Origin of the sequence: Photorhabdus thracensis, assembly GCF_001010285.1 — a bacterium.
Classification (GTDB): Bacteria; Pseudomonadota; Gammaproteobacteria; order Enterobacterales; family Enterobacteriaceae; genus Photorhabdus; species Photorhabdus temperata.
In genome coordinates this window covers 1,870,404-1,895,259 of the sequence record NZ_CP011104.1, presented here as the reverse complement: position 1 = coordinate 1,895,259, position 24,856 = coordinate 1,870,404, and the positions used below count along the sequence as shown (strand labels likewise).

Here is a 24,856-nt window from a genome sequence, read left to right as displayed (position 1 = left end):
TCTCGCTCATTTTTAATCCTGTGGTTGAACCTCTATTTTGCCATTTTCCACGCGAAACATCCTGCTATTTCCATCAAGCATATCTGTTACCTGACCGGGACTTATCGCACTGACGAAGACCTGGGCTTGCGTGGATTTTAGACGTTCGGCCAATAACTGACGGCGGCCGGCATCCAATTCGGAGGCAAAATCATCAAGCAGATACAGACATTGTTGTCCGCTCTGTCGGGTGAAATATTCACCCTGTGCTAGTCGCAGTGCACACATCAGCAATTTTAATTGACCGCGGGATAGCATATCTTCTACTGGCGTTCCTTCTGCACGGATGCGCAGATCCGCCTTATGCGGGCCAGAAGCCGTGTAGGTTAACGCTCTGTCACGCTCAAACTGGCGCTCCAGTAATTCAGCATAATCACTCTCTTTGTCCCATCCCTGTTGGAAAGAGAAACTCAATATAAATTCAGGTAAGAACTGTTTACAGGTATCAGCAATATCCTGAGTGATGTTTGTAACATATTCAGCTCGCCACTGGTTTATCTGATTAGCCAGGGGCGCCAATTCTTGATCCCAGGGCCGTATCTGGCTGTAGCGGGTAACTTGTCGCAGTGCTGCATTGCGTTGTTTAAGCAGCCGTTTCAAGTTTGCCCATGCAGAAAAAAAACGTGGCTCATTGTGGAAACAACCCCAGTCAATAAAGGCTCGGCGATACTTTGGCCCGCCATTTAACAGGGTGAATCCTTCTGGGGTAATAAGCTGCATAGGCAGCATCTTGGCTAGTTCTGAAATTTTACCACCATCATTGCCATCAATTCTGACTTTGCTATCGCCATGACGGTTTTTGCTCAGACCGATAGACAATTCCCGCTCATTCTTCTGTTGTCCTAGTCGTCCATGCAAAACAAATTCATCACAGTTATGGCGGATGACGCGCCCAGCTTGAATGCTGCGAAAAGAGCGCCCGTGACCCAGAGTATAAATCGCTTCCAGTACACTGGTTTTACCGCTGCCATTAGAGCCAACCAGAAAGTTAAATCCGGTAGCCAGAGGCAAATCTGCGGCGGCGATATTACGAAAATCGCGGATAAGTAAACGCGTAAGAGTCATATACCTGAAATGTAAATCCTGTTACAGGCGCATTGGCATCACGACATAAGCCGCATTGTGGCTGGCACAGTCTTCTATCTGAACACTGGAAATAGCGTCGGTCAGTAGTAAACGAACCTCTTCACATCTTAATGTGTTGAGTACGTCCAGAACATAACTGACATTAAAGCCTATTTCCATTTCAGTACCTTGATAGCTGACATCGACAATCTCTTCGGCTTCTTCCTGTTCAGGGTTATTTGCTGTGATTTTTAGCTGGTTCTCACTAAAATAGAGGCGAACTCCGCGGAATTTCTCATTAGAGAGAATTGCCGCACGTGAAAAAGCCTGTTTCAGCATATCGCAACTGGCTTCCAGGGTTTTATCCGGGCTTTTTGGTAATACGCGGCGATAATCAGGGAAACGCCCATCTACCAGTTTAGAGGTGAAAATAAAGTCGCCAACGTGGGCACGAATATTGTTACTGCCGATTTGTAACTGTAACGGCGTATCGCCACCATCCAGCAATCTCATCAGCTCAATAACGCCTTTACGTGGCACGATCACCGAATGGGAAGGCAGATTTTGACCTATTCCCATAGAGCAGACGGCCAGACGGTGACCATCCGTTGCCACTGTCCGTAGTTCTTCGCCTTCGGTTTCAAACAACATACCGTTGAGGTAATAGCGGACATCCTGATGGGCCATTGAGAATTGCGTCGATTCAATAAGACGTTTCAGTGTGGCTTGTGGCAGCGAAAATTCTACTTCACTTTGCCAGTCATCAAGATTTGGAAAATCAGCAGCGGGCAATGTAGAAAGCGAAAAACGGCTGCGGCCTGAGCGTACCAGCAGGCGGTCTCCATCCAGTTCCACACTGATTTCGGCACCATCCGGCAAACCGCGCCAGATATCAAAGAATTTACGTGCCGGTACAGTGGTTGCACCTCCTTCGTGTGGCAATGAAAGCGCGACACGCGCCATCATTTCCATTTCTAAATCTGTGCCGGTCAGCAATAGAGAACCTTCCGTGACCTGTAGTAATAAATTACCCAGAATCGGCAGAGTAGGGCGCCCACCCAGTGGGCTACTGACCTGTTGCAGTGGTTTTAACAATTGCTCACGTTCGATGATAAATTTCATAGCGCTAGGAAGACAATGTTCTGATTAAGTTAGAAAAATCCTCTTTGATGTCATGACTTTCTTCGCGCAGTTGCTCGATTTTACGGCAAGCGTGCAGCACGGTTGTATGGTCACGTCCACCAAAGGCATCCCCGATTTCAGGCAAGCTGTGATTGGTTAACTCTTTTGCCAGCGCCATTGCCATTTGCCTTGGTCGGGCAACGGAACGGGAGCGCCGTTTGGAAAGCAAATCGGCCACCTTGATTTTATAATACTCAGCGACTGTTTTCTGAATATTATCAATGGTAACCAGTTTTTCTTGCAGTGCTAACAAGTCACGTAATGCTTCACGTACAAAATCAATAGTAATCGCCCGGCCGGTAAAATTGGCATTCGCTATTACCCTGTTCAATGCGCCTTCAAGCTCGCGAACATTAGAACGCAGGCGTTTGGCGATAAAGAAAGCGACTTCTCCTGGCAACTGGATTTCGTTTTCGTCCGCTTTTTTCATCAAAATAGCGACACGGGTTTCCAGTTCCGGTGGTTCAATAGCAACGGTTAGCCCCCAGCCAAAACGGGATTTTAACCGATCTTCTACCCCATTGATCTCTTTTGGATAGCGATCTGATGTCAGAATAATCTGTTGATTACCTTCCAATAATGCGTTGAACGTATGAAAGAACTCTTCCTGAGAGCGCTCTTTATTGGCAAAAAACTGAATATCATCGATCAGTAATGCATCGACAGAGCGGTAATAGCGTTTGAACTCTTCTATTGCGTTGTTTTGTAATGCTTTGACCATATCCTGAACAAAACGTTCAGAATGCATATAAACCACCTTGGCGTTGGCCTTACGTGCCATAATACTGTTACCTACGGCATGTAATAAGTGGGTTTTACCCAAACCTGTACCGCCATAAAGGAATAGTGGATTGTAGGCGCCTCCGGGGTTATCGGCTACCTGTCTTGCGGCAGCGCGGGCAAGTTGGTTGGATTTACCTTCAACAAAGTTATCAAAAGTATGTTTGGGATTAACATTAGAGCGATAAGACAGCTCTGGTTGTACCGCAGTGTTATCCCAACTGGGACGTACTGATGCGTTCTGTGGTGCAGGTGTAACCGGTGTATGAGCAACAACCCTCTGTGGTGGGTTGTTGTTTTGGGAAACAGGTTTATTGCCAACTTCGAAACGTAATAACGGTACTTCTGCTCCACAAAAGTCATTCAACAACCCATTGATATTGTTGATATACTTTTCTCTTACCCAATCCAGAACAAACCGATTTGGGGCATAAAGTGCCAGAGTGTTACCACTTAGCTCTGCCTGAAGGGGGCGTATCCACATACTGAATTCTGTGGCAGGTAATTCATCCTGCAATCGGGCAAGACATTGCTGCCAAAGCGAAAGTGACACGGCGGACTCCCCTAAAACAAGGCCAATTAACAATTAAAGAAATCGGAGTGGTTAGCTCATTAAAATTGGGTACAAAACAACAATTCCTTCAGGACAAGGAAGGATCAATTGTCATGTTTATGGCGATTTTTAATGTCATCGCTCACCCATGATCCGCAGATAAGATCCAGATCATGACTTGGGATCATAGCGCAAAAGACGATATAGATCTTCATTCTTTTACACAGTTTAAGCGCTTTTTATCCACAGGATAAAATCGCCTGTGAAGTAAGGGCCTGTAAAAGGTGCTTTAAGAAAACCGGCCTATGATCATAATAGAAAATGAAGATCAGCGGGTGATCATTGCGCTTTGCTCAACAGTCCGTATAATATTGCACCCTGCGTGCAATGCTAGGGGTTTTTTGCCGGGTAGTAGCTGGTGAGGGGTTCCGGTGTAAGCACGGGCAGGTTGTTGGTAAACATTCAACTCAGTAGAAAAGCCGGCCGGCTTGTGTCATGTCAATTGACTCATAGCTGTACATTTTATTACAATCCCGCTTCTTTATATTGATGTTGCGATTGAGGCATCGGTGTCTACTTCTCACTGGTTGCCAACGCGTTTACTGAATCAGTAATAATTTTAAGTTAGGTAGAAATCGCTATGAAACGCACTTTCCAACCGTCCGTACTGAAGCGTAACCGTTCTCACGGCTTCCGCGCTCGTATGGCCACCAAAAATGGTCGTCAGGTTCTGGCTCGCCGTCGTGCAAAAGGCCGTGCTCGTCTGACCGTTTCTAAGTAATAAAGCTAACCATCTAGTGGTTACGCTCGCTTTTCCGAGGGAGTTACGCTTGTTAACTCCCAAGCATTTCACATATGTTTTCCAGCAACCCCAACGGGCAAGTTCACCAGAGATTACTATCCTTGGTCGCCTTAATGAGCTGGGGCATCCCCGTATCGGTCTTACTATAGCCAAAAAAAATGTTAAACGTGCTCATGAGCGTAACCGGATTAAGCGGTTGGCCCGTGAAAGTTTTCGTTTGAACCAACATAATTTGCCTCCTATGGATTTTGTGGTATTGGTTAAGAAAGGGGTTGCTGAGCTTGATAACCGTGAGTTAACGGAAGCTTTGGGTAAACTATGGCGTCGTCACTGTCGCTTGGCTCGCGCCTCCTGATTGCATTAATTCGGGGATACCAGTTAGTGATAAGTCCACTGCTGGGACCTCGTTGTCGTTTCAATCCTACGTGCTCTCAATATGGAATTGAGGCGCTATGCAGGTTTGGGATGATAAAAGGCGGTTGGTTAGCGGTGAAACGCATATTAAAATGCCACCCTTTACACGAAGGTGGTGATGATCCTGTCCCACCTGAAAAAAACAACGATAACAGAGAACACTAACGATGGATTCGCAACGTAATCTTCTTCTCATCGCTTTGCTGTTCGTTTCTTTCTTGGTCTGGCAAGCATGGGAAGCAGATAAAAATCCGCAACCAGCTACAGTACAGGCCACGCAACAAACGGATATGCCTAGCAGCAGTGAGAATCAGGCAGTGCCAGGCAGTGGAAAAGGTAAACTGATCACGGTTAAAACTGATGTGCTCTCTTTGACCATCAATACTCGTGGCGGTGATATTGAAGAGGCTGACCTGTTAGCCCATCCTGATACCCTGGGTTCAAGCAACCCATTCAAATTACTGGAAACAACATCTGCTTTCACTTATCAGGCACAAAGTGGATTGACTGGTAAAGATGGCCCGGATAACCCGGCAAATAGTGAGCGCCCGCTGTATACCGCAGCACAGGATAGCTATGTATTGGCTGATGGGCAGGATGAATTACGTATCCCAATGAATTTCGTCGCTAAAGATGGCGTTGTTTATGTCAAAACGTTTATTTTGAAACGTGGTACATACGCGATTAGTGTGGATTACCGCATTCATAACACGACAGAAAACCCGTTGCAGATGACCTTTTTTGGTCAACTGAAACAGAGTGTTGAATTGCCGAAACATCGTGATACCGGCAGCAATAACTTTGCATTGCATACTTACCGTGGTGCGGCTTACTCTTCAGACGAAACTAAATATAAAAAATACAGCTTTAGCGATATTGAAAGTGAACCGTTATCTGTCACCACCAAAGGTGGTTGGATTGCAATGTTGCAGCAATATTTTGCTACGGCATGGGTTCCCGCGGCTAATGAAACCAGCACCTTCTATACTGCCGCGTTAGGTAAAGAGATGGCTGCGATTGGTTATAAAAGTGCACCAATCTCTGTTGCGGCTAATAGTGAAAAAACGATCTCTTCTACGCTGTGGATTGGCCCAGAAATTCAAGATGAAATGGCCGCTGTAGCACCTCATCTGGATCTGTCAGTGGACTATGGCTGGTTGTGGTTTATTTCTCAGCCGTTATTTAAGCTGTTGAAATTCCTGCATGGTTTCATCGGTAACTGGGGTTTCTCCATTATCGTTATTACCTTTATCGTGCGTGGTATCATGTACCCGCTGACCAAAGCGCAATACACTTCAATGGCGAAAATGCGCCTGTTGCAGCCTAAATTAGCGGCTATGCGTGAGCGTATTGGTGATGATAAACAGCGTATGAGTCAGGAAATGATGGCGTTGTATAAAGCAGAGAAAGTGAACCCACTGGGTGGTTGTTTGCCTCTGTTGATCCAGATGCCAATCTTCCTTGCTCTGTATTACATGCTGATGGGTTCTGTTGAATTGCGTCATGCGTCTTTCGCTGGCTGGATTAATGACTTGTCTGCACAAGATCCTTATTACATCCTGCCATTGTTGATGGGTGTGACGATGTTCGTCATCCAAAAAATGTCTCCGACAACCATCACTGACCCAATGCAGCAGAAGATTATGACCTACATGCCTGTCATGTTTACCATATTCTTCCTGTGGTTCCCGTCAGGTTTGGTTCTGTACTATATCGTCAGCAACCTGGTGACCATTATTCAGCAGCAACTGATTTATCGTGGGCTGGAAAAACGTGGTCTGCATAGCCGTGAGAAAAAGCCGGCGAAATAAAGTATAACTTCAGTCAGAATGCGTTCTGGCAGTTATAATAGAAAAGGCGGTCATTGGCCGCCTTAACTATTTGAGTTAAAAAGCAAAAGAGAGATAACCATGAATACCACTGATACGATTGTCGCTCAGGCTACCCCACCAGGAAGAGGCGGTGTTGGCATTTTACGCGTTTCCGGCCAGAAAGCAGTACAAGTGGCTGAGGTGGTATTAGGGAAATTACCCAAACCCCGTTATGCAGATTATCTGCCATTTCGTGATGCAGATGGCAGTGTGCTTGACCAGGGGATTGCTCTTTATTTCCCTGGTCCCAATTCCTTTACCGGGGAAGATGTACTGGAGCTTCAAGGGCATGGTGGGCCGGTTATTCTCGATTTATTGCTGAAACGTATTCTGACTTTGCCTGGTGTGCGAATTGCTAATCCTGGTGAATTTTCTGAACGTGCTTTTCTTAATGACAAACTGGATTTGGCTCAGGCGGAGGCCATTGCTGACCTGATTGATGCCAGTTCGGAGCAGGCTGCCCGTTCAGCGATGAATTCCTTACAGGGTGCCTTTTCTGCTCAGATTCATCAGATGGTGGAAGCACTTACTCACTTGCGAATCTATGTGGAAGCCGCTATTGATTTTCCAGATGAAGAGATCGACTTTCTTTCTGATGGAAAAATCGAAGCCAATCTGGATAAAGTGATGGCTGAACTTGAGCGTGTACGTTCTCAGGCTCGTCAGGGTAGCCTTTTGCGTGAGGGGATGAAAGTGGTTATCGCGGGTCGTCCTAATGCAGGGAAATCCAGTCTGCTTAATGCACTGGCAGGCCGTGAAGCGGCAATTGTGACAGATATTGCGGGCACGACTCGTGATGTGCTGCGTGAACATATCCATATTGACGGTATGCCGTTACATATCATTGATACTGCGGGGCTGCGTGAAGCCAGTGACGAAGTGGAACGTATTGGTATTGAGCGGGCATGGCAGGAGATTGAACAGGCTGATCGCGTACTGTTTATGGTGGACAGTACGACAACTGATGCGGTTGAACCGGTGGAAATCTGGCCTGAATTTATGGCTCGTTTGCCTGAATCACTTCCTATCACCGTCGTTCGTAATAAAACGGATATGACAGATGAAAAGGTGGATATTACTAAAGTAAGTGGTTACTCACTAATCCGTCTTTCTGCCCGTAGTGGTGAAGGAATAGATTTACTGCGCGATCATCTGAAAGAAACGATGGGTTTCAACAGCAATACGGAAGGTGGTTTTCTGGCCCGCCGTCGCCATTTACAGGCATTAAATACGGCGGCAGAGCATCTGCAACAAGGCCATGAACAGCTGGTGGTTGCCCGTTCAGGTGAATTGCTGGCGGAAGAGCTACGTTTGGCACAACAGGCACTGAGTGAGATCACCGGTGAGTTTACTTCTGATGATCTGTTGGGCAGGATTTTTTCGAGTTTTTGTATTGGGAAGTGAATTGGTAAAATCAGTTTAACGGTTTCAGCGTGTATCTACTGAGATAAATTTATCATTGGAAGATGACCGCACAGTGTCAGACCAAGTGTGGAAAGAGGAGTGGTAATGCTGATGAAGCACAGAAATAGTTATCCCCCAAAGAATATCATTCTGGGGGATAAGGGAATATTAACGACCCAATGCTTTGTTTATTAACCTAGTGGCAATATTACAACCATTGGGTTTTGATATTTCTGAGTGTGCACAATCTACCAACTCTACGGTTATTCTGTCGGAGCATTTTAGCTTGTCGATAAAGTATTTTTCATCGTTGGAGAAAAACAATGATGTCGATTTTATTGGTTTCACATCCAGGTAATCGCGGATACGTGAACCAAAGATGCAGATAAAATGCTGCACTGGTAAATCTCTGTCATTAGAAAGTCGCCATGCTACTGTCGCGCCGATACTGAATCCAACCAGTATCACTGGAGAATTGATGCGTGTAAGGGCGTCTCTTACTTTGCATGTATATTCATCTATTGATGAAACGTTATGAAAATATTCGTACATCGCTTCTTGATTATTTGGAGTTTCATTTTCTTTTTCGTAAGGGGAAATGAATGATCCATCACCACCTAAACGTTTTGCAATTAATTTTATGTGCTCTGAAACTCCATGAATATCCGTTAAAAATATAAATTTCATTTAATTCTCATTAGATTAATGATGTAGAAGACTAAGGTGTACGATTTAATCATATAACTAAGTTAATGTTGTATAATTTATTGAATAATAAGTTATTGTAGTCAATTTTATGTTAATATACCATTTCTTGTTGACTTCGTTGTTATGAAGTTAATTGAATCGAGTTTTCATTATCTCTTTACTTAATTCATTATAGGTGGAAAAATTTTTTATATAATTTAAAGTTATTAATCATTATTACCTTAATAACATCTGGTTTATTGATTGCTTGGTTATGAGGTTCTTGCTGTTATGTTTAACTATGAGATTTTTATAAATTTTACAGATTATATTTACCGGAAATCCTACTTTGAAAGCACAAATTATTATTCAGTCCGCAGCACAACGACCTGATTTAAAAGATGCCGCTGATGAAATTATTTATCATAACTGGCCTTTGTTTATGCAGAATTCTCCAATGGGATATGAGTATTGGGACGAATTATTTAAGCCAGACTTTAGCCATTTTCAACAATTTGCTATTTTACAGCAAGGGGAAAAACAGCGGTTAATTGGTGTTGCTAATTCAGTGCCTTTCCCTTGGGAAGGCGGTTCATTGGAACAGCTGCCGGATAGTGGCTGGGATGAAGTTTTACGTCTAGGTATGCTTGCCCGTGGAAAGACCGGTACGAAAATGTTGTCGGCATTATCAGTAACGGTATCTCCTGAATTTCGGGGTAAGAATTTACCGGCATTGCTTATTGGTGGTTTAAAGCAAGTGGCTGTTGAGGTCGGGTTGAAAGGGTTGGTTGTTCCTGTCAGACCAACGTTGAGGAAGTGCTATCCATTACAGGATTTTACACAATACTGTGAATGGAAAAATGACAAAAATGAACCTTTTGATCCTTGGATTCGGACACATTGGCGGTTGGGAGCGAGAATTATTCAACCTGCCATGCGTTCAATGTATATATACGCTACTCTTGATAAATGGCAGGAATGGACAGAAATGAAATTCCCGCAAAGTGGGCAGTATGTTATTCCTGGTGGTTTAGTCCCGCTGGTAGTGGATATACAACAGCAAACAGGTTATTACATTGAACCTAACTTATGGATGTTTTACAGCCTGAATGATTAATCTATTAACCGCTCAGGATGAGTATAAACCGTTGCCCTGCCGGGTTTGCAAAAACCAACCAGTGTCAGATTACATCGTTCAGCGACTTCTACAGCCAGTGAAGTCGCTGCTGAAACGGCAAGCAAAATTTCAACACCACAAGCGGCAGATTTTTGTACCATTTCATAGCTGGCACGGCTGGATACCAGAATAGCGCCTTGCTGCCAGCCTGTTTTTGCTTTCATTCCCAGCATCTTGTCCAACGCCACGTGACGGCCTACATCCTCACACCCCCCCAATAACTCACCTTCTGGATTGATCCAGCTTGCCGCATGAGTACAACCTGTCAGTGCGCCAATATCCTGAACATTGGTCAATTGGGAGAGAGCATAGTCAAGATGGCTTAATGAAAAGGTTTGAGTGAAAGGTAATGGGGCAATCGGGCGGAAAATGTCAGAAAGTTGTTCTGTACCGCAGATCCCGCAGCCCGTCCGTCCGGCCATATTGCGCCTGCGCTCTTTCAAACCAACAAAACGGCGACCGGAAAGTTCTATTTGTAACTCAATTCCGCCATGACAATTGACGAGAATATCAATGCCACGAATTTCTTGTTGAGATTCAATAATGCCTTCAGAAAGCGAAAACCCAACAGCGAAATATTCGAGATCTTTAGGGCTGGCCATCATTACGACATGTGAGATACCGTTGTAGACCAAAGCCACAGGAACTTCTTCTGCAACCCAATCGGCTTTGAGTGTATTGAGCTGATGCTTTTGTTGCACATTTGTTTGTTTTGCACCCTCAATTGCATCAAGTTGTAACAACTTCCCTGATCTTGTGTTATGCATATGCATTAGACGAAATACCTAATAGTGTTACTACATAATAATTATGTGGAAAAAAGAGTCTATACTATTTATCAGGCAATGAATCTGATCCCGCTATGGAAAGTGATTAATAAATAGAGAACACATTCAAGATCTTTCCCATGAGGGAATGGATGTATGTTTAGAACAATGTGAGTGAGGAGATTCCCCATGCAAGTCAGCAGAAGGCAGTTCTTTAAGATCTGCGCTGGTGGTATGGCGGGTACGACGGTAGCAGCGTTGGGCTTTGCTCCAGCGGCAGCGCTTGCACAGACACGGCACTATAAATTGCTGCGTGCGCGTGAGACCCGGAATACTTGTACGTACTGCTCTGTCGGTTGTGGACTGTTGATGTACAGCCTTGGCGATGGCGCAAAAAATGCGAAAGAAAGTATTTTCCATATTGAGGGTGATCCTGATCATCCGGTGAATCGAGGCGCACTTTGTCCTAAAGGAGCAGGTCTGATTGACTTTATCCATAGCGAAAGTCGTCTGAAATATCCAGAATACCGTGCTGCTGGTTCCGACAAATGGCAACGTATCTCTTGGGATGAGGCATTTGATCGCATCGCTAAGTTAATGAAAGCCGATCGTGATGCTAATTTTGTTAAAACCAACAAAGAGGGTGTCACAGTCAACCGGTGGCTGACAACGGGGATGCTATGTGCATCCGCTTCCAGTAATGAAACAGGCTATTTGACTCAAAAGTTTAGTCGTGCTCTCGGTATGCTTGCCGTAGACAACCAGGCGCGTGTCTGACACGGACCAACGGTAGCAAGTCTTGCTCCAACATTTGGTCGCGGTGCGATGACCAACCACTGGGTTGATATTAAGAACGCGAATCTGATTGTCGTGATGGGAGGTAATGCAGCTGAAGCCCATCCGGTAGGATTCCGTTGGGCAATGGAAGCGAAAATCCATAATAACGCCAGGTTAATCGTGATCGATCCACGTTTTACCCGTACAGCATCTGTAGCGGATTTCTATACGCCAATCCGTTCCGGTACCGATATTGCCTTTTTGTCAGGTGTGATTTTATACCTGTTAACCAACAATAAGATTAATCGCGAATATGTTGAGGCGTACACCAACGCCAGTTTTATCGTGCGTGAAGATTACTCGTTCGATGATGGTTTATTCAGCGGTTATGATGCAGAAAACCGCAAATACGACAAAACCAGTTGGAACTATGCTCTGGATGAAAACGGTTTTGCTAAACGTGATATCACACTAAGTCATCCACGCTGTGTATGGAATCTGCTAAAAGAGCACGTTAGCCGCTATACGCCTGATGTCGTCAGTGATATTTGCGGCACGCCAAAAGACGATTTCCTGAAAGTTTGTGAATATATTGCAGAGACTTGCGTTAAAGACAAGACTGCTTCCTTTTTGTACGCACTGGGCTGGACTCAACACTCAGTTGGTGCACAGAACATCCGTACTATGGCAATGATCCAACTGTTGCTAGGCAACATGGGTATGGCTGGTGGTGGTGTTAACGCATTGCGTGGTCACTCGAATATTCAGGGATTGACTGATTTGGGGCTATTGTCGCAGAGCTTGCCGGGATACCTGACACTACCGTCAGAGAAACAGGCCGATTTGCAAACTTATTTACAGGCAAATACACCGAAACCCTTGTTGCCAGGTCAGGTTAACTACTGGGGTAATTATCCGAAATTCTTTATCAGTCTGATGAAGAGCTTCTATGGTGATAACGCTCGTCAGGATAACAATTGGGGTTTTGACTGGTTGCCTAAGTGGGACAAAAGTTATGACGTCCTGCAATTTTTCGAAATGATGTCGAAAGGTGAGGTGAATGGCTATATTTGCCAGGGTTTTAACCCGGTTGCTTCATTCCCGGATAAAAACAAAGTGGTTGATGCATTGTCGAAATTGAAATTCCTGATCACCATTGATCCGCTTAATACTGAAACGTCAACTTTCTGGCAGAACCACGGTGAATTTAACGAAGTTGATTCATCCAAAATTCAGACAGAAGTTTTCCGCTTACCGTGTTGCTGTTTCGCAGAAGAAAACGGTTCAATTGTTAATTCTGGCCGCTGGTTGCAATGGCACTGGAAAGGGGCTGATGCTCCAGGGGAAGCTATCGGTGATGGCGAAATCCTCTCTGGTATCTTCAAACGTATGCGGGATATGTATCGTGCAGAAGGTGGAATATTACCAGAGCAGGTGCTGAATATGACCTGGGATTACTTCAACCCGGATAGTCCCACTTCGGAAGAGGTGGCTCAGGAGAGTAATGGTCGGGCACTGGTTGATCTGATTGATGCTGATGGCAACGTTATGGTAAAGCAAGGCCAGCAATTGACCTCTTTTGCTCAACTACGTGATGACGGCACTACTGCCAGTGGTTGTTGGATCTTTGCTGGAAGCTGGACGCCAGAAGGTAACCAGATGGCCCGTCGTGATAATTCTGATCCGTCAGGTTTGGGTAATACGCTAGGTTGGGCCTGGGCGTGGCCGCTAAACCGTCGTATTTTGTATAACCGAGCATCGGCTGATCCGCAGGGTAAGCCGTGGGATCCGAAACGTCAGTTATTGGCGTGGAGTGGAACTAAGTGGGGTGGGGCTGATATTCCTGATTACAGTGTGGCTGCACCGGAAACCGATGTTGGTCCGTTTATCATGCAGCCTGAAGGCGTGGGGCGTCTGTTTGCTATTGATAAGATGGCGGAAGGTCCGTTTCCTGAACACTACGAACCCTTTGAAACGCCGTTGGGTACCAATCCGCTGCATCCGAATGTGGTATCCAATCCGGCTGCCCGTGTGTTCAAAAGTGACTTTGAGGCTATGGGTAAGGCAGATAAATTCCCCTATGTGGGAACCACTTACCGTCTGACAGAACATTTTCACTACTGGACAAAACATGCATTACTGAACTCGATTATCCAACCTGAGCAGTTTGTGGAAATCGGTGAAAGACTGGCAGAGAAGAAAGGTATCAAGCACGGTGATACTGTCAAAGTCAGTTCGAACCGTGGTTACATTAAGGCAAAAGCGGTTGTCACCAAGCGTATTCGTACTCTGAATGTACACGGACGTGAAGTGGATACTATCGGTATTCCCATTCACTGGGGCTTTGAAGGGGCCGCTAAAAAAGGCTTTATTGCTAATACGCTGACACCATTTGTTGGTGATGCGAACACACAAACGCCTGAATTCAAAGCGTTTCTGGTTAATGTGGAAAAGGTATAAGGGGAAAAATTATGTCATTGCAAACTCAAGACATTATTCGTCGCTCCGCCACTCACATGCTTATGCGGCATTTTGGTAGGGTAATTATATCCTGCCTATTGTTAATTAAGTTTTAATAATGCAGGAAGTTATTAAATATTAAAATAAAAATGGTATCAAATATTTCGATACCATTTATTATATATAAATTCTTAAAAACACAATATCCATATTATTATCTTTAAAGGTGTCCTGACTGACTTGTAATTTATTTTACATCCAGTTCGATAATTGAATATAACTCATTTATATTTTTAGAACCTATCCCAATAGGGTTTTGTTCCAAACTATAATCCCGCACGCAAAATGTAACATAGCTTCATAGTTTTCGACCTTCTTTTCCCATCGGATCAGTATCCGGCGAAAGCGATTCATCCAGCTATGCGTCCTCTCGACAACCCATCTTTGAGCTTTAAAGTCCGTATTCTGGCAGGCATCTGATTCTTCCTTGCGAGACTGGATGTGCGGCTCGTAGTGCCGACTCTGTAGATAGCCTCTCAGCCATTCAGCATCATATCCCTTATCCAGACACAGCCTGACCTTTTTACCGGGCTTGCCTGTCTGAAGTGCATCAAGCGTATCTGCAACCAATTTGATATCGTGCGTGTTTGCCGCGGCAACAACGAGTGAAAGAGGAAGCCCGTTAGCCTCGGTCATGAGACTGCGTTTTACGCCTTGTTTCCCCCGGTCCGTGGGGTTACGACCTGTTTTTTTGTCCCCGCTAAAGGGGATTTGGTCATGCAGCCATCCAGTGATAACCACGACCAGTCGATGATCGCGAGATGCTTGCAGGCCAGTAAACCGTTTTGCCAGAAGCGTTCAAAAACGCCGGCGTCACGCCATTCCTGAAAACGACGGTGAGCCGAACTTGACGAGCATATTCCTGTTGCATTCAGGGCGTTCCATTGGCAGCCCGTTCTGAGCACAAAGAAGATGGCATCCATAGCGGCGCGGTTATCAACCCGTTTACGATGTGTGCCCAGCGGATGCTGAGTTTTATGTTCGGGAATAAGTGGCGCCATTTTTCCCCAAAGTTCATCACTGAGCCGCCATTTGTTGTTTGCCATACTCTCTATACCTTCAGAAATTATCCGTTCTAGAATATTATACAATATGACAATTCCTTTTGGGATAGGCTCTTAGTGTTTTTAAATAACGAGCCCTGCTTGGTCAGCCAAATATTCGAATTCAGCCAAGTAACGCTCTTTTCCTGATAACAGCACATCCATTGCGATGTCCGTAGATTTCATTCTTTAAGCCCCATCTTTAAAGTGAACTGAAAATCCTGTATCAATAAAAGCATAAATTGCGGCTGATTTTCTATATGATGTAATAAGTTCGACTAGCATTGAGTTATCCTTTATATCTTCATTTCTCAAAAATACAATATCTATATAATCATCTTTAGAAATAATTCTTAGTGCCTATTGTTTATTTTACCCCTAGTTTGATGATTGAAGATAATTCATCTATACTTTTGGTTTCTTGAATGATAAGCCCAGCTTGGTTAGCCAAATATTCGAATTCAGTTAAGTTGCGTTCTTTCCCTAAGTATAGTATCTCCATGAATAGATCGAGAGATTTAACCATTGGAGATAGTGGTGATTTAATTACGGATATCAATAGTATGGTGGCGTTATCATCCATCGCTTTTCGACAATTCTTTAAGATTGATATTGCATCATTATCAGACCAATTATGGAGAACATTTTTGAGAATATATAAATCATAACCAGATGGAACTGACTTTAGAAAGTCTCCATCTATAAAATCCATATCTTCAGAAACAGGAACCTCGTTGTATCTATCCAATACGGCGTAATGTTTTCCTTTTACCTTTTCACTAATTTTTACCAGAAGATTTCCTTCTCCTCCTCCAAGATCTAATATTCTGTTGTGCTGATTAAAATCATAAACATCGAATAACTTTCCAATCATTGTATTAGAGAGACTTGACATTAAAGAATCAAAAGCTGATTTGATAAATTCATTATTATTCAGGTGGTTAAAGAATGGCTTGCCATGCACCATTTCGAATGCTGTTTTACCATTATTTTCAAGTAAAGATTTTGGATACATTAACCAAGCGTTCCAGTAATCTGATCTAATTTCCCACTTTATCAATAGTGATTCCATACTCTCTGGATCTGCAAGTGCACTGCATTCATCAGAAAGCGTGACTCTCTCGTTGTTGCTAACCAATACGCCTATTTCAATTAAGAAATCACATAATCGACTAAGCCGGGAATGATCAATGCCAGATTGACGGGAAAGCTCTCTGATATTGACATAGGCTCCATCTTTAAAATGAAGAGATAATCCTGTATCAACAAGAGCATAAATTGCAGCTGATTTTCTATATGACGTAATAAGTTCAATTAGCATTGAGTTATCCTTTATATTATGAAGAATTTAAATTTATTATCAAAATATAATTATGATTGAGTAGATGTATTGACACTCTATTTAAATCAAAATGTAACTATTAGCTTTGTTATATTTTCATGTAAATATTTAATTCACTCTGCTTCAGAACTTTTAGGCATCAGTCGTCGATCATCAGGCTAGACTATATTAAATATGATAAAAAAAAATGATGAAGATCACAATTAACTCTTTGTAGGGTTTTTAAGAATTAGATAGGAGAGAATAACGTAGTATCGATATTTTTACCTAAACAATGCTAGCCCGCGGTTTAATTCTAACTATTGTTGTTTATGTTTATGGGACATTCTGGGTGAAAGGATCTTCTCCGGGAATTAGGTCTATTTTATTGTTAATATTAAAGTTGAGTTCAGATTTTATTTTAATATCCATATGTCACGGCGATGTAAAATAAAGATTGGCATCAAAGATTATGATGCCAATTTTATATATAAATTTTTTAATAATGCAATATCCATATAATTATATTTGGAAGTAATCCGTAACTACCTATAATTTACTTTACCTTTAGTTCAATAGTTGAAAATGTTTCATCTATATCTTTAGTATCTTTAATGGTGAGCCCTGCTTGATTAGCCAAATCTTCGACTTCAGTCAAATAACGCTCTTTCGATAAAAATAGCATATCCATTAATATGCTCATAGAGTTAGCTATTGGGGATTGTGGTTTTTTCATCACGCTTATCAGTAAGACAGTTGCATCATCACCCATTGCTTTTCGGCAATTCTTTAAGATTGATATTACGCCATCATCATTCCAATTATGGATAATATTCATTAAGATATATAAATCATAACCTGATGGAATTGATTTCATAAAATCTCCATTTATGAAATCTATATCTTCTGAAACAGGAAGTTCATTATATCTATCCAATACAGCATAATGTTTCCCTTTTACTTTCTCATTAATTCTTTCCAGAAGATGTCCTTTTGCACCTCCAACATCTAACATTCTGTTATATTTATTAAAATCATAAACATTAAGCAAATTTTGAATTAATGTATTAGAGTTTTTTGTCATTAAAGCATCGAAATCTTCTCTGAGCGATTTATTATTCGCTAGATGTTCAAAAATTGGCTTTCCATATACCATTTCAAATGCTGATTTACCATTGTTTTCACGTAGAGATTTTGAATACATTACCCAAGAGTTCCAATGTTCTTGGTTAGTTTCATATTTTATCAATAGTGATTCTATACTCTCTGGATCTGCAAGTGCACTGCATTCATCAGAAAGTGTTATTCCGTGATTGTTGCTAATCAATACGCCTATTTCAATTAAGTAATCACATAATTGATTAAGGCGAGAATTGTCAATGCCGGATTTACGGGAAAGCTCATCTATATCTACGCAGGCCCCATCTTTAAAATGAACAGATAATCCTGTATCAACAAGAGCGTAAATTGCGGCTGTTTTTCTATGTGATGTAATCAGGTCGATTAGCATTGAGTTATCCTTTATGTGATTATTTTATAAATAAAGTATTTTATCTAAAGTTTAGGAAATATCATTATGACTAATTAGAACTCTTTGGAACATACTTTAACCTAAATGTAATTATTAACTTTGCTATTTTTTTCCTTATTAGGTAATGAGGTTTTAATTCGGCTTGCTTCCCAATTGGTTAACTCAATTTGGTTGATCATGGTTAATTTATCCAATATCAAGATAGCATAACATTTGGGATGTCAGAATTACATGAACAGAGCAGTAAATCAACAATGCATTATTAAAGTATTGCATCCATCGCCTTAATTACTCATTTTTAGGAGTAAGTGATTAAATAACGTTTCATAATTCTGCCACACATGGACTTCTTCAACCCATTGTTATACATAGAATTATGAGTAGTATAAGATGTAGCGCCATTTTGGAATCTTATTTAACTAAAGATTATATTAAATCGAATAAAAATAAATGACGAAGATCACAATTAACTATTTTTGTTTTTACAATCAAATAGTAGGAAATAACATAGTGGGATGTTTCTTTATAAATTAATTTATGGAAAAAATTAATAATTATAAAACCTGAAAAATTATAGGTGTTTTTTGAATATATTGGTTGCTATTGAGTACACAACTCCCTATATCATTACCTAAATTTTTACTGTAATTTTCTAATTCTCTCTGTGGCTCAGAGCCCGCTTTTGATCTATGCTGAGTACTAAAAACAGGCTTAAGATTATTATTAGCCTAAAAGCCGTAAAGCAGATAACAGGAAGATAGAGCTTAATGAGTATTCGCATCGTTCCTAAAGAACAATTGAGCAAAGATCGTACCAATGAAAAAGCAGCAGATTATATCCCGCCACTGCTTTTTGCTAATCTGAAAAATCTCTATCAGCGCCGGGCTGAACGTTTGCAACAACTGGCAGAAGATAACCCATTTGCTGACTATCTTAACTTTGCAGCAGAAGTTGCTCAGGCTCAACAAAAAGTATTACATGACAATCCATTGAAAATGGAGATAGTGGATATTCTGGAAAAATCTGCCGCTGAAGGCAAACCACCTCTGGATTGCAAAACATTTCCACGCACGAAGCATTGGCAAAAACTGTTTCACTCTCTGATAGCAGAATTACTGCCGGATGCACCGGAACACGTCAGTGTTGCTCTGGATAATCTGGAAAAAGCGTCAGAGCAGGAGCTGGAACAGATGGCTGATGCTTTGCTGAAAAATGAATTCAGTAAAGTCAGTTCTGAAAAATCCCCCTTTATCTGGGCTGCACTTTCCCTGTATTGGGCACAAATGGCAAATCAAATTCCAGGAAAGGCGAGGGCAGAATATGGTGAGCATCGTCAGTTTTGCCCGGTTTGCAGCAGTATTCCCGTCGCCAGTGTTGTTCAGATTGGCACAACCAACGGGCTGCGTTACCTGCATTGCAGCTTGTGTGAAAGTGAATGGCATATGGTACGGGTGAAATGCAGTAACTGTGAACAGACCCGCGATCTGAGTTATTGGTCATTAAAGAGTGAGCAAGCCGCAGTGAAAGCGGAAAGTTGCGGTGATTGTGGCAGTTATCTGAAAATCCTCTATCAGGAAAAGGATCCAAAAGTTGAGGCGATTGCTGATGATTTGGCTTCACTGATCCTTGATGCCAAAATGGAAGAGGAAGGTTTTGCCCGCAGTAGCATCAATCCATTCTTGTTTTCAAATGAGTAAGTGTTAATTGACGGAATTGCCATGACACAAAAACCGTGCCCGCTATACAGTCAGATCCCCGCTATTGATCGCCTGTTGCATGAGCCACAGATAGCACCGTTCGTGGAACAATATGGACAGACGTTAATCACTGCGACATTAAGAAGAATGCAGGAGCAGGTTAGAATAAATATCAAGCAGTATCAGGAATTGCCTGATTGGTGTGATAACTGGGCTGTGGCACTTGGTCAGCGACTGGAGCGGAAGCAAGCCTTGGCTTTAAAGCCGGTGTTTAATCTTAGTGGCACTGTGCTTCATACCAATCTTGGCCGGGCATTACTGGCCGAACCGGCTATTGAAGCGGTAACACAAGTGATGCGTTCACCGGTAACGTTAGAATATTCTCTCAATGGCGCTGGGCGTGGGCACCGTGATCGCGCTTTGGCGAATTTACTGTGTGAATTAACGGGGTCGGAAGATGCCTGTATCGTTAATAACAATGCAGCGGCGGTGTTGTTATTGTTGGCAACGGTGGCGTCAGGTAAGCAAGTTGTCGTTTCCCGTGGTGAGCTAGTGGAAATTGGTGGCGCATTCCGTATTCCTGATGTGATGGTTCAGGCAGGATGCCAGTTGGTTGAAGTCGGTACGACTAACCGCACTCACCTGAGAGATTATCAGCAGGCTATCAATGAAGAGACTGCCCTTCTGATGAAGGTGCATACCAGTAATTACAGCATCGAAGGTTTTACTGCGGAAGTCTCTGTTAGTGAGCTAGCCGCTTTGGGGGTGAAATCTCAAATTCCTACAGCAATTGATCTGGGTAGTGGCTCCATGATTAATATGGCGCAATATGGGTTGCCGGCTGAACCTATGCCCCGGGATTATCTGGACCAAGGCATCGATTTGGTTACTTTCTCTGGTGATAAATTATTGGGGGGGCCACAAGCTGGAATTATTCTCGGTAAAAAACAATGGATAGAAGCTATCCAGCATCATCCACTGAAACGTGCTTTGCGGGCAGACAAAATGACTTTAGCAGCTCTGGAAGCGACTTTACGGTTGTATCAGCGCCCTGAACAACTCTGCCGGCAGTTGCCAACGTTGCGTTTGTTAACCCGCCAACAGCAAGAAATGCATGATATGGCACAACAGCTATTGCCTGAGATTCAGGCATATTATGGTGACCGGTTTATTGTTCGTAGTGAGCCATGTTATTCACAGATTGGCAGTGGTTCGCTGCCGATTGATCGTTTGCCTAGTTGGGCTTTAACTTTCGCTGCCGCTGATGGTCAAGGGAGTACACTGGAACAGCTGGCCCGCTGTTGGCGTGGATTGGCGAAACCCGTTATTGGCCGTATCTCTGGAGGGCGCTTGTGGCTCGATTTACGTTGCCTTGAAGATGGAAAGGAATTATTGCAGGCACTATTACTATAATCTTCTGGAACTACCATAATTTTCTAAAACTACTATGATTTTTGCCACAGCAGGTCATGTTGACCATGGTAAAACCACACTGATTCAAGCTATTACCGGTGTTAATACGGCACATTTGCCGGAAGAGAAAAAACGGGGTATGACCATCGATCTCGGTTATGCCTATTGGCCGCAGTCGGATGGATCTTCGATTGGTTTTGTGGATGTGCCTGGACATGAGAAATTCCTCGCCAATATGCTGGCTGGGGTCGGTGGTATCGATCATGTTTTGTTAGTGGTCGCCTGTGATGATGGGGTAATGGCTCAGACTAGAGAACATTTAGTTATTCTGCGTTTGATTGGCTGCCCGGTGGTGATCGTTGCGCTCACTAAAACAGATCGGGTGGAACCGCAACGAATAATTGACGTTCGCCAACAGATTGAATATGAGCTGGTAACTCAAGGTTGGATTGGTTCCCCTCTGTTTGTCACGGCTGCCACTGAGGAAGAAAGTGTTGTCCCTCTGAGGCAACATCTGTTGCAGTTACATCAGCAAAATAAGCAGCATGAAAAATTACATCAGCGTTTTCGTTTGGCAATCGATCGCGCTTTCAGTGTAAAAGGCGTGGGTCTGGTGGTGACGGGAACGGCATTGGCCGGCCAGGTTAGTGCAGGAGATATTCTCTGGCTGACCGGTAGTGATAAACAAATCAGAGTGCGTGGCCTGCACGCTCAGAATCAACAGACAAGTATGGCTCAGGCCGGGCAGCGTATTGCACTGAATATCATCGGTGATGTGAGTAAAGAACAGGTTTCTCGCGGTGACTGGCTACTTTCCCAAAAACCTTTTGAAAATGTGGAGAGGGTACTGGTGGAAGTGGAAACTGATGAACCTTTGCGAAATTGGCAATCTCTGCATATTCATCATGCCGCTAGCCATATAACGGGTCGGATTTCATTACTGAATCAGCCTTCTGATACGCCTCGTCTGGCTGAATTAGTGCTTGATAGCCCATTATGGTTGGTTGAGCATGACCGGCTGATATTGCGTGATATCAGTGCCAGAAAAACACTTGCTGGGGCACGGGTGATAAACCTCAATTCTCCCCGCCGTGGTAAGCGCCAGCCAGAATTTTTGCATTGGCTCACCCAGCTTGCCAAAACATCGGACCATGCGGCTAACTTAACACTCCATTTGCTGCGAGGTGCACTTTCTCTCAGCCATTTTTCCTGGGCGCGCCAGTTAACGGAAGCGGATCTCCATCAGTTACTGGCTGATATGGATGTGATTATTGCCGATGGTATGGTGTTATCACAGAGCAATGCCAGATTGGCGGAACAGAAATTGTTACAGGTTTTGGCTAAATACCACCAGCAACATGCTGATCAACTGGGTTTGGGAAGGGCTCGTCTGAAACGGATGGCGCTGCCAGCGCTGAATGAAGCGCTGGTTTATACTCTGATAGATCTCTTGCTCAGGGATGGGCAATTAAAACAGTCACATGGTTGGTTATATCTTCCTGAGCAGGGTTTGGCTTTCAGTGATGAACAGGCAAAACTGTGGCAACGAGTAGCCCCCTATTTTACAGATGATCCCTGGTGGGTACGTGACTTGGCTTCTGATTTAAAGGAAGAAGAGGCGACAATTCGCAGTTTGTTGAAAAAATCAGCTCAATTGGGACATATTACCGCCATTGTTCCGGATCGCTATTACTGTAGCCAACGAATTCAGCAGTTCGCGGAACTTATCCGCAAGTTTAATCAAAATCATGGTGCGATTACTGCCGCCGATTTTCGTGATGAATTAGGTATTGGCCGTAAATTGGCTATTCAGATCCTGGAATTCTTTGATCACAGTGGTTTTACCCGCCGTCAGGCTGAATCACATATTCTTAGGGATAATGGATTGTTCTGATAATTTCTTGCCTAGAATATGGGCAATTTCAGCAGAATTACAGTTTTGTTTCTGTTGATTTAACCAGCCTGTGTTATTTTTGCTAACTGTTATCGGCGTGAGCTTTCTATTAACGGGATTTGGTACGGTATGAAAAGAAAGATAATATCGGGTGTTTATCTGGCATTATTGTTTATTGCAACTTTAATACTGGTTTTTGAAAAAAGTGAAGAGATTTACCCGGCGCTGATAGCTGTCGGTGTGTTTGGTGTGATATTTGGTCTGGTGTTTTTTGTGTCAGCTCGGTTGCTGTTTTCTGCCGCCTTTACCGGAACACTGTTTATTATCTTTAAATTCCTTAATCAGATAAAGGTTCATTACTACAAAGAACAGTTGATGTTCTCTGACCTTAACCTGATGTTTGATCCTTCTAATCAGGAAACATTGCGACACTATTGGCTGGCTGGCCTGGGAATTGTCGCTATGCTTATCTGGTTGATGTTTAATATGACTCTGAGCTGGAAAAAATCATCACCTTTACGTAGTTTCAAATGGTGGCGTACTGCCAGCCTGGTGCTGGTTGCGTTCTGTACATGGGAAGTGAGCGTTACTGCCAACGCGTTTAGAGATCAATGGGAATCTTCACTGCCAAAAGGGCGTGGTACAGTGACCAATATGGTGATGTCAGCTAAAGATGCCAAACATCGTGTGCCTCAGTTTGGGCAATCATCCGATTATTTCCTGCAACAGGCTAAGAATGTCACGCTGCCTGTGCCTCAGTCAGAAATCAAACCCGATGTGGTGTTGTTATTGCAGGAGTCTACTGTTACTCCGCATATCTATCAGTTGCCTGATGATGCCCATCTGCCGGATCTTTATATGTTCCAGCGGGATCTCGGGGTCAGCGCACAAAGTCCAATGCGGGTACAAACTTTCGGTGGGGGTACCTGGTTATCTGAATTCTCTGCCCTGACGGGGTTGAATACCGATGATTTTGGCTCGCGCAAAAATGCTGTTTTTTATTTTATCGTTGATCACCTGAAATACAGCTTATTCCGTGAGATGAAACAGCATGGCTATTACACTGTTGTTCTGACACCATTTAATAAATCCTCCTATCATTCTGGTCATGCTTATCAGACACTGGGTGTTGACCGTATTATCCAGCCGCAGGAGTTAGGGTATCCCGCCAGCCCTGATGAAAATCTGTGGACCATCTCTACACAAGAGATGTTGAGTTATGTGAAAGAAATTCTGGCACAGGAAACCGATAAGCCGTTGTTTATTTTCTCACTGACTATGTATGAACATGGCCCATATGATGAAGATCATTCAGATGATTACGGACTTTCCGGGCATGTGAAAAATTCACAGGCGGTTGGTAAATTCAGTCACTATATGGAGAAAATCAAGGCTTCTGACCCGGCAATCAAAGATTTCAGTGAGTTTGTCGCTAAACGGGAAAAGCCTACCATTTTTCTCTATTTTGGTGATCATCAACCCAATATTGAACTAGGTCAGTACAATAGCGTATTTTCAAATCCGGGTTATATCACTCAGTTCACTATGCGGGATAACCTAAAACAGGGAAACCCTGTCCAGACTAATGAGCTGACGGATATTTCATTCCTTGGTGGAATGATTATGGAGAGGGCTAAATTGGATGCTTCACCTTTTTACCGGGCGAATATGACGATGCGTCACCTTTGTCGGGGGGCGCTGGATGATTGTCAGGATAAAGCGCTGGTGGATAGTTACAAACACTATATTTATCAGCAACTAGAAGTGGCAAGTAAAAAGTAAGCCATAAAATAATAAGTGGGTGGGTGCCATATGAATATGGCGCTTGCCGCACTTCAGATGTTGGTAAACACTCTCCAATTTCAACTTTCTGCAACTGTTTTTCAATTTCACTCTCAATCATTTTTCTTATCGGGCTG

The 24,856-nt window shown here is 43.2% G+C and carries 18 protein-coding genes and 1 pseudogene; 11 read left to right on the top strand and 8 right to left on the bottom strand.

Annotated features, from left to right (window positions below):
* Positions 1-12: 12 nt before the first annotated feature.
* The 3 genes from recF to dnaA are packed head-to-tail and all read right to left on the bottom strand — an operon-like array spanning position 13 to position 3,619.
* The gene (recF, locus tag VY86_RS08005) at positions 13-1,104 is read right to left on the bottom strand and encodes a DNA replication/repair protein RecF (RefSeq protein ID WP_046974569.1); all 1,092 of its coding nucleotides are present in this window, start codon (positions 1,102-1,104) and stop codon (positions 13-15) included.
* Positions 1,105-1,125: 21 nt separating this feature from the next.
* The gene (gene dnaN, locus VY86_RS08000; RefSeq protein WP_046974568.1) at positions 1,126-2,226 is read right to left on the bottom strand and encodes a DNA polymerase III subunit beta; all 1,101 of its coding nucleotides are present in this window, start codon (positions 2,224-2,226) and stop codon (positions 1,126-1,128) included.
* Positions 2,227-2,230: 4 nt separating this feature from the next.
* The gene (gene dnaA, locus VY86_RS07995; RefSeq protein ID WP_046974567.1) at positions 2,231-3,619 is read right to left on the bottom strand and encodes a chromosomal replication initiator protein DnaA; all 1,389 of its coding nucleotides are present in this window, start codon (positions 3,617-3,619) and stop codon (positions 2,231-2,233) included.
* A 640-nt stretch (positions 3,620-4,259) separates the two neighbouring features.
* Here dnaA and rpmH point away from each other — a divergent pair.
* From rpmH to mnmE, 5 genes are all read left to right on the top strand, one after another.
* Complete coding sequence (gene rpmH, locus VY86_RS07990; protein WP_000831330.1) at positions 4,260-4,400, top strand: 50S ribosomal protein L34; 141 nt, start codon at positions 4,260-4,262, stop codon at positions 4,398-4,400.
* 16 nt (positions 4,401-4,416) lie between these two features.
* Positions 4,417-4,776 (top strand): ribonuclease P protein component, encoded by a 360-nt coding sequence (gene rnpA, locus VY86_RS07985; RefSeq protein WP_071789434.1) that lies wholly within the window; start codon positions 4,417-4,419, stop codon positions 4,774-4,776.
* Entirely contained in the window at positions 4,740-5,000 is a 261-nt protein-coding gene (gene yidD / locus VY86_RS07980; RefSeq protein ID WP_031280517.1) for a membrane protein insertion efficiency factor YidD, read from the top strand. Before rnpA ends, yidD begins: the two co-directional genes overlap by 37 nt.
* Before the next feature lie 2 nt (positions 5,001-5,002).
* Positions 5,003-6,646, top strand: a complete 1,644-nt coding sequence (gene yidC, locus VY86_RS07975; RefSeq protein WP_046974566.1) for a membrane protein insertase YidC — start codon at positions 5,003-5,005, stop codon at positions 6,644-6,646.
* 99 nt (positions 6,647-6,745) lie between these two features.
* A complete protein-coding gene (mnmE, locus tag VY86_RS07970) occupies positions 6,746-8,110 on the top strand; it encodes a tRNA uridine-5-carboxymethylaminomethyl(34) synthesis GTPase MnmE (protein WP_046974565.1) in 1,365 nt (454 codons plus the stop codon).
* Positions 8,111-8,278: 168 nt separating this feature from the next.
* On the opposite strand, the gene VY86_RS22515 is transcribed toward mnmE, so the two are convergent.
* Positions 8,279-8,797 carry an alpha/beta hydrolase family protein gene (locus VY86_RS22515; protein WP_052760793.1) on the bottom strand — a complete coding sequence of 173 codons (519 nt, stop codon included), beginning with the start codon at positions 8,795-8,797 and terminating at the stop codon, positions 8,279-8,281.
* A 349-nt stretch (positions 8,798-9,146) separates the two neighbouring features.
* On the opposite strand from VY86_RS22515, the gene VY86_RS07960 reads away from it, so the two are divergent.
* Positions 9,147-9,914, top strand: a complete 768-nt coding sequence (locus VY86_RS07960) for a hypothetical protein (protein ID WP_046974564.1) — start codon at positions 9,147-9,149, stop codon at positions 9,912-9,914.
* Here VY86_RS07960 and fdhD read toward each other — a convergent pair.
* The gene (gene fdhD, locus VY86_RS07955) at positions 9,911-10,741 is read right to left on the bottom strand and encodes a formate dehydrogenase accessory sulfurtransferase FdhD (protein ID WP_046976761.1); all 831 of its coding nucleotides are present in this window, start codon (positions 10,739-10,741) and stop codon (positions 9,911-9,913) included. The two genes, VY86_RS07960 and fdhD, sit on opposite strands and share 4 nt — an antisense overlap.
* Before the next feature lie 189 nt (positions 10,742-10,930).
* Here fdhD and fdnG point away from each other — a divergent pair, with 189 nt between their 5' ends.
* Complete coding sequence (fdnG, locus tag VY86_RS07945) at positions 10,931-13,978, top strand: formate dehydrogenase-N subunit alpha (protein WP_082111197.1); 3,048 nt, start codon at positions 10,931-10,933, stop codon at positions 13,976-13,978.
* A gap of 300 nt (positions 13,979-14,278) precedes the next feature.
* Here the strand turns inward: fdnG and VY86_RS24025 are convergent.
* The 3 genes and pseudogenes from VY86_RS24025 to VY86_RS07925 all read right to left on the bottom strand — a co-directional run bounded on the left by VY86_RS24025 (position 14,279) and on the right by VY86_RS07925 (position 17,912).
* Positions 14,279-15,039: pseudogene (locus tag VY86_RS24025) on the bottom strand (IS5 family transposase).
* A gap of 409 nt (positions 15,040-15,448) precedes the next feature.
* The gene (locus tag VY86_RS07930; protein ID WP_046974560.1) at positions 15,449-16,402 is read right to left on the bottom strand and encodes a methyltransferase; all 954 of its coding nucleotides are present in this window, start codon (positions 16,400-16,402) and stop codon (positions 15,449-15,451) included.
* Between the two features lie 556 nt (positions 16,403-16,958).
* A complete protein-coding gene (locus VY86_RS07925; RefSeq protein ID WP_046974559.1) occupies positions 16,959-17,912 on the bottom strand; it encodes a methyltransferase in 954 nt (317 codons plus the stop codon).
* Positions 17,913-18,700: 788 nt separating this feature from the next.
* On the opposite strand from VY86_RS07925, the gene fdhE reads away from it, so the two are divergent.
* The 4 genes from fdhE (at position 18,701) to VY86_RS07905 (ending at position 24,719) form a co-directional block, all read left to right on the top strand.
* The gene (fdhE, locus tag VY86_RS07920; protein WP_046974558.1) at positions 18,701-19,630 is read left to right on the top strand and encodes a formate dehydrogenase accessory protein FdhE; all 930 of its coding nucleotides are present in this window, start codon (positions 18,701-18,703) and stop codon (positions 19,628-19,630) included.
* Positions 19,631-19,651: 21 nt separating this feature from the next.
* Entirely contained in the window at positions 19,652-21,043 is a 1,392-nt protein-coding gene (selA, locus tag VY86_RS07915) for an L-seryl-tRNA(Sec) selenium transferase (RefSeq protein WP_046974557.1), read from the top strand.
* Between the two features lie 34 nt (positions 21,044-21,077).
* Positions 21,078-22,937, top strand: a complete 1,860-nt coding sequence (gene selB / locus VY86_RS07910; protein ID WP_046974556.1) for a selenocysteine-specific translation elongation factor — start codon at positions 21,078-21,080, stop codon at positions 22,935-22,937.
* Positions 22,938-23,066: 129 nt separating this feature from the next.
* The gene (locus VY86_RS07905; RefSeq protein WP_046974555.1) at positions 23,067-24,719 is read left to right on the top strand and encodes an LTA synthase family protein; all 1,653 of its coding nucleotides are present in this window, start codon (positions 23,067-23,069) and stop codon (positions 24,717-24,719) included.
* Positions 24,720-24,856: the final 137 nt, after the last annotated feature.

Bases quoted from the DNA above. Each gene is read 5' to 3' on its own strand.
- recF (WP_046974569.1), bottom strand. From the start codon at position 1,104: ATGACTCTTACGCGTTTACTTATCCGCGATTTTCGTAATATCGCCGCC.
- dnaN (WP_046974568.1), bottom strand. From the start codon at position 2,226: ATGAAATTTATCATCGAACGTGAGCAATTGTTAAAACCACTGCAACAG.
- rpmH (WP_000831330.1), top strand. From the start codon at position 4,260: ATGAAACGCACTTTCCAACCGTCCGTACTGAAGCGTAACCGTTCTCAC.
- yidD (WP_031280517.1), top strand. From the start codon at position 4,740: ATGGCGTCGTCACTGTCGCTTGGCTCGCGCCTCCTGATTGCATTAATT.
- yidC (WP_046974566.1), top strand. From the start codon at position 5,003: ATGGATTCGCAACGTAATCTTCTTCTCATCGCTTTGCTGTTCGTTTCT.
- mnmE (WP_046974565.1), top strand. From the start codon at position 6,746: ATGAATACCACTGATACGATTGTCGCTCAGGCTACCCCACCAGGAAGA.
- VY86_RS22515 (WP_052760793.1), bottom strand. From the start codon at position 8,797: ATGAAATTTATATTTTTAACGGATATTCATGGAGTTTCAGAGCACATA.
- fdhD (WP_046976761.1), bottom strand. From the start codon at position 10,741: ATGCATAACACAAGATCAGGGAAGTTGTTACAACTTGATGCAATTGAG.
- VY86_RS07930 (WP_046974560.1), bottom strand. From the start codon at position 16,402: ATGCTAATTGAACTTATTACGTCATATAGAAAATCAGCTGCAATTTAT.
- VY86_RS07925 (WP_046974559.1), bottom strand. From the start codon at position 17,912: ATGCTAATCGACCTGATTACATCACATAGAAAAACAGCCGCAATTTAC.
- fdhE (WP_046974558.1), top strand. From the start codon at position 18,701: ATGAGTATTCGCATCGTTCCTAAAGAACAATTGAGCAAAGATCGTACC.
- selA (WP_046974557.1), top strand. From the start codon at position 19,652: ATGACACAAAAACCGTGCCCGCTATACAGTCAGATCCCCGCTATTGAT.
- selB (WP_046974556.1), top strand. From the start codon at position 21,078: ATGATTTTTGCCACAGCAGGTCATGTTGACCATGGTAAAACCACACTG.
- VY86_RS07905 (WP_046974555.1), top strand. From the start codon at position 23,067: ATGAAAAGAAAGATAATATCGGGTGTTTATCTGGCATTATTGTTTATT.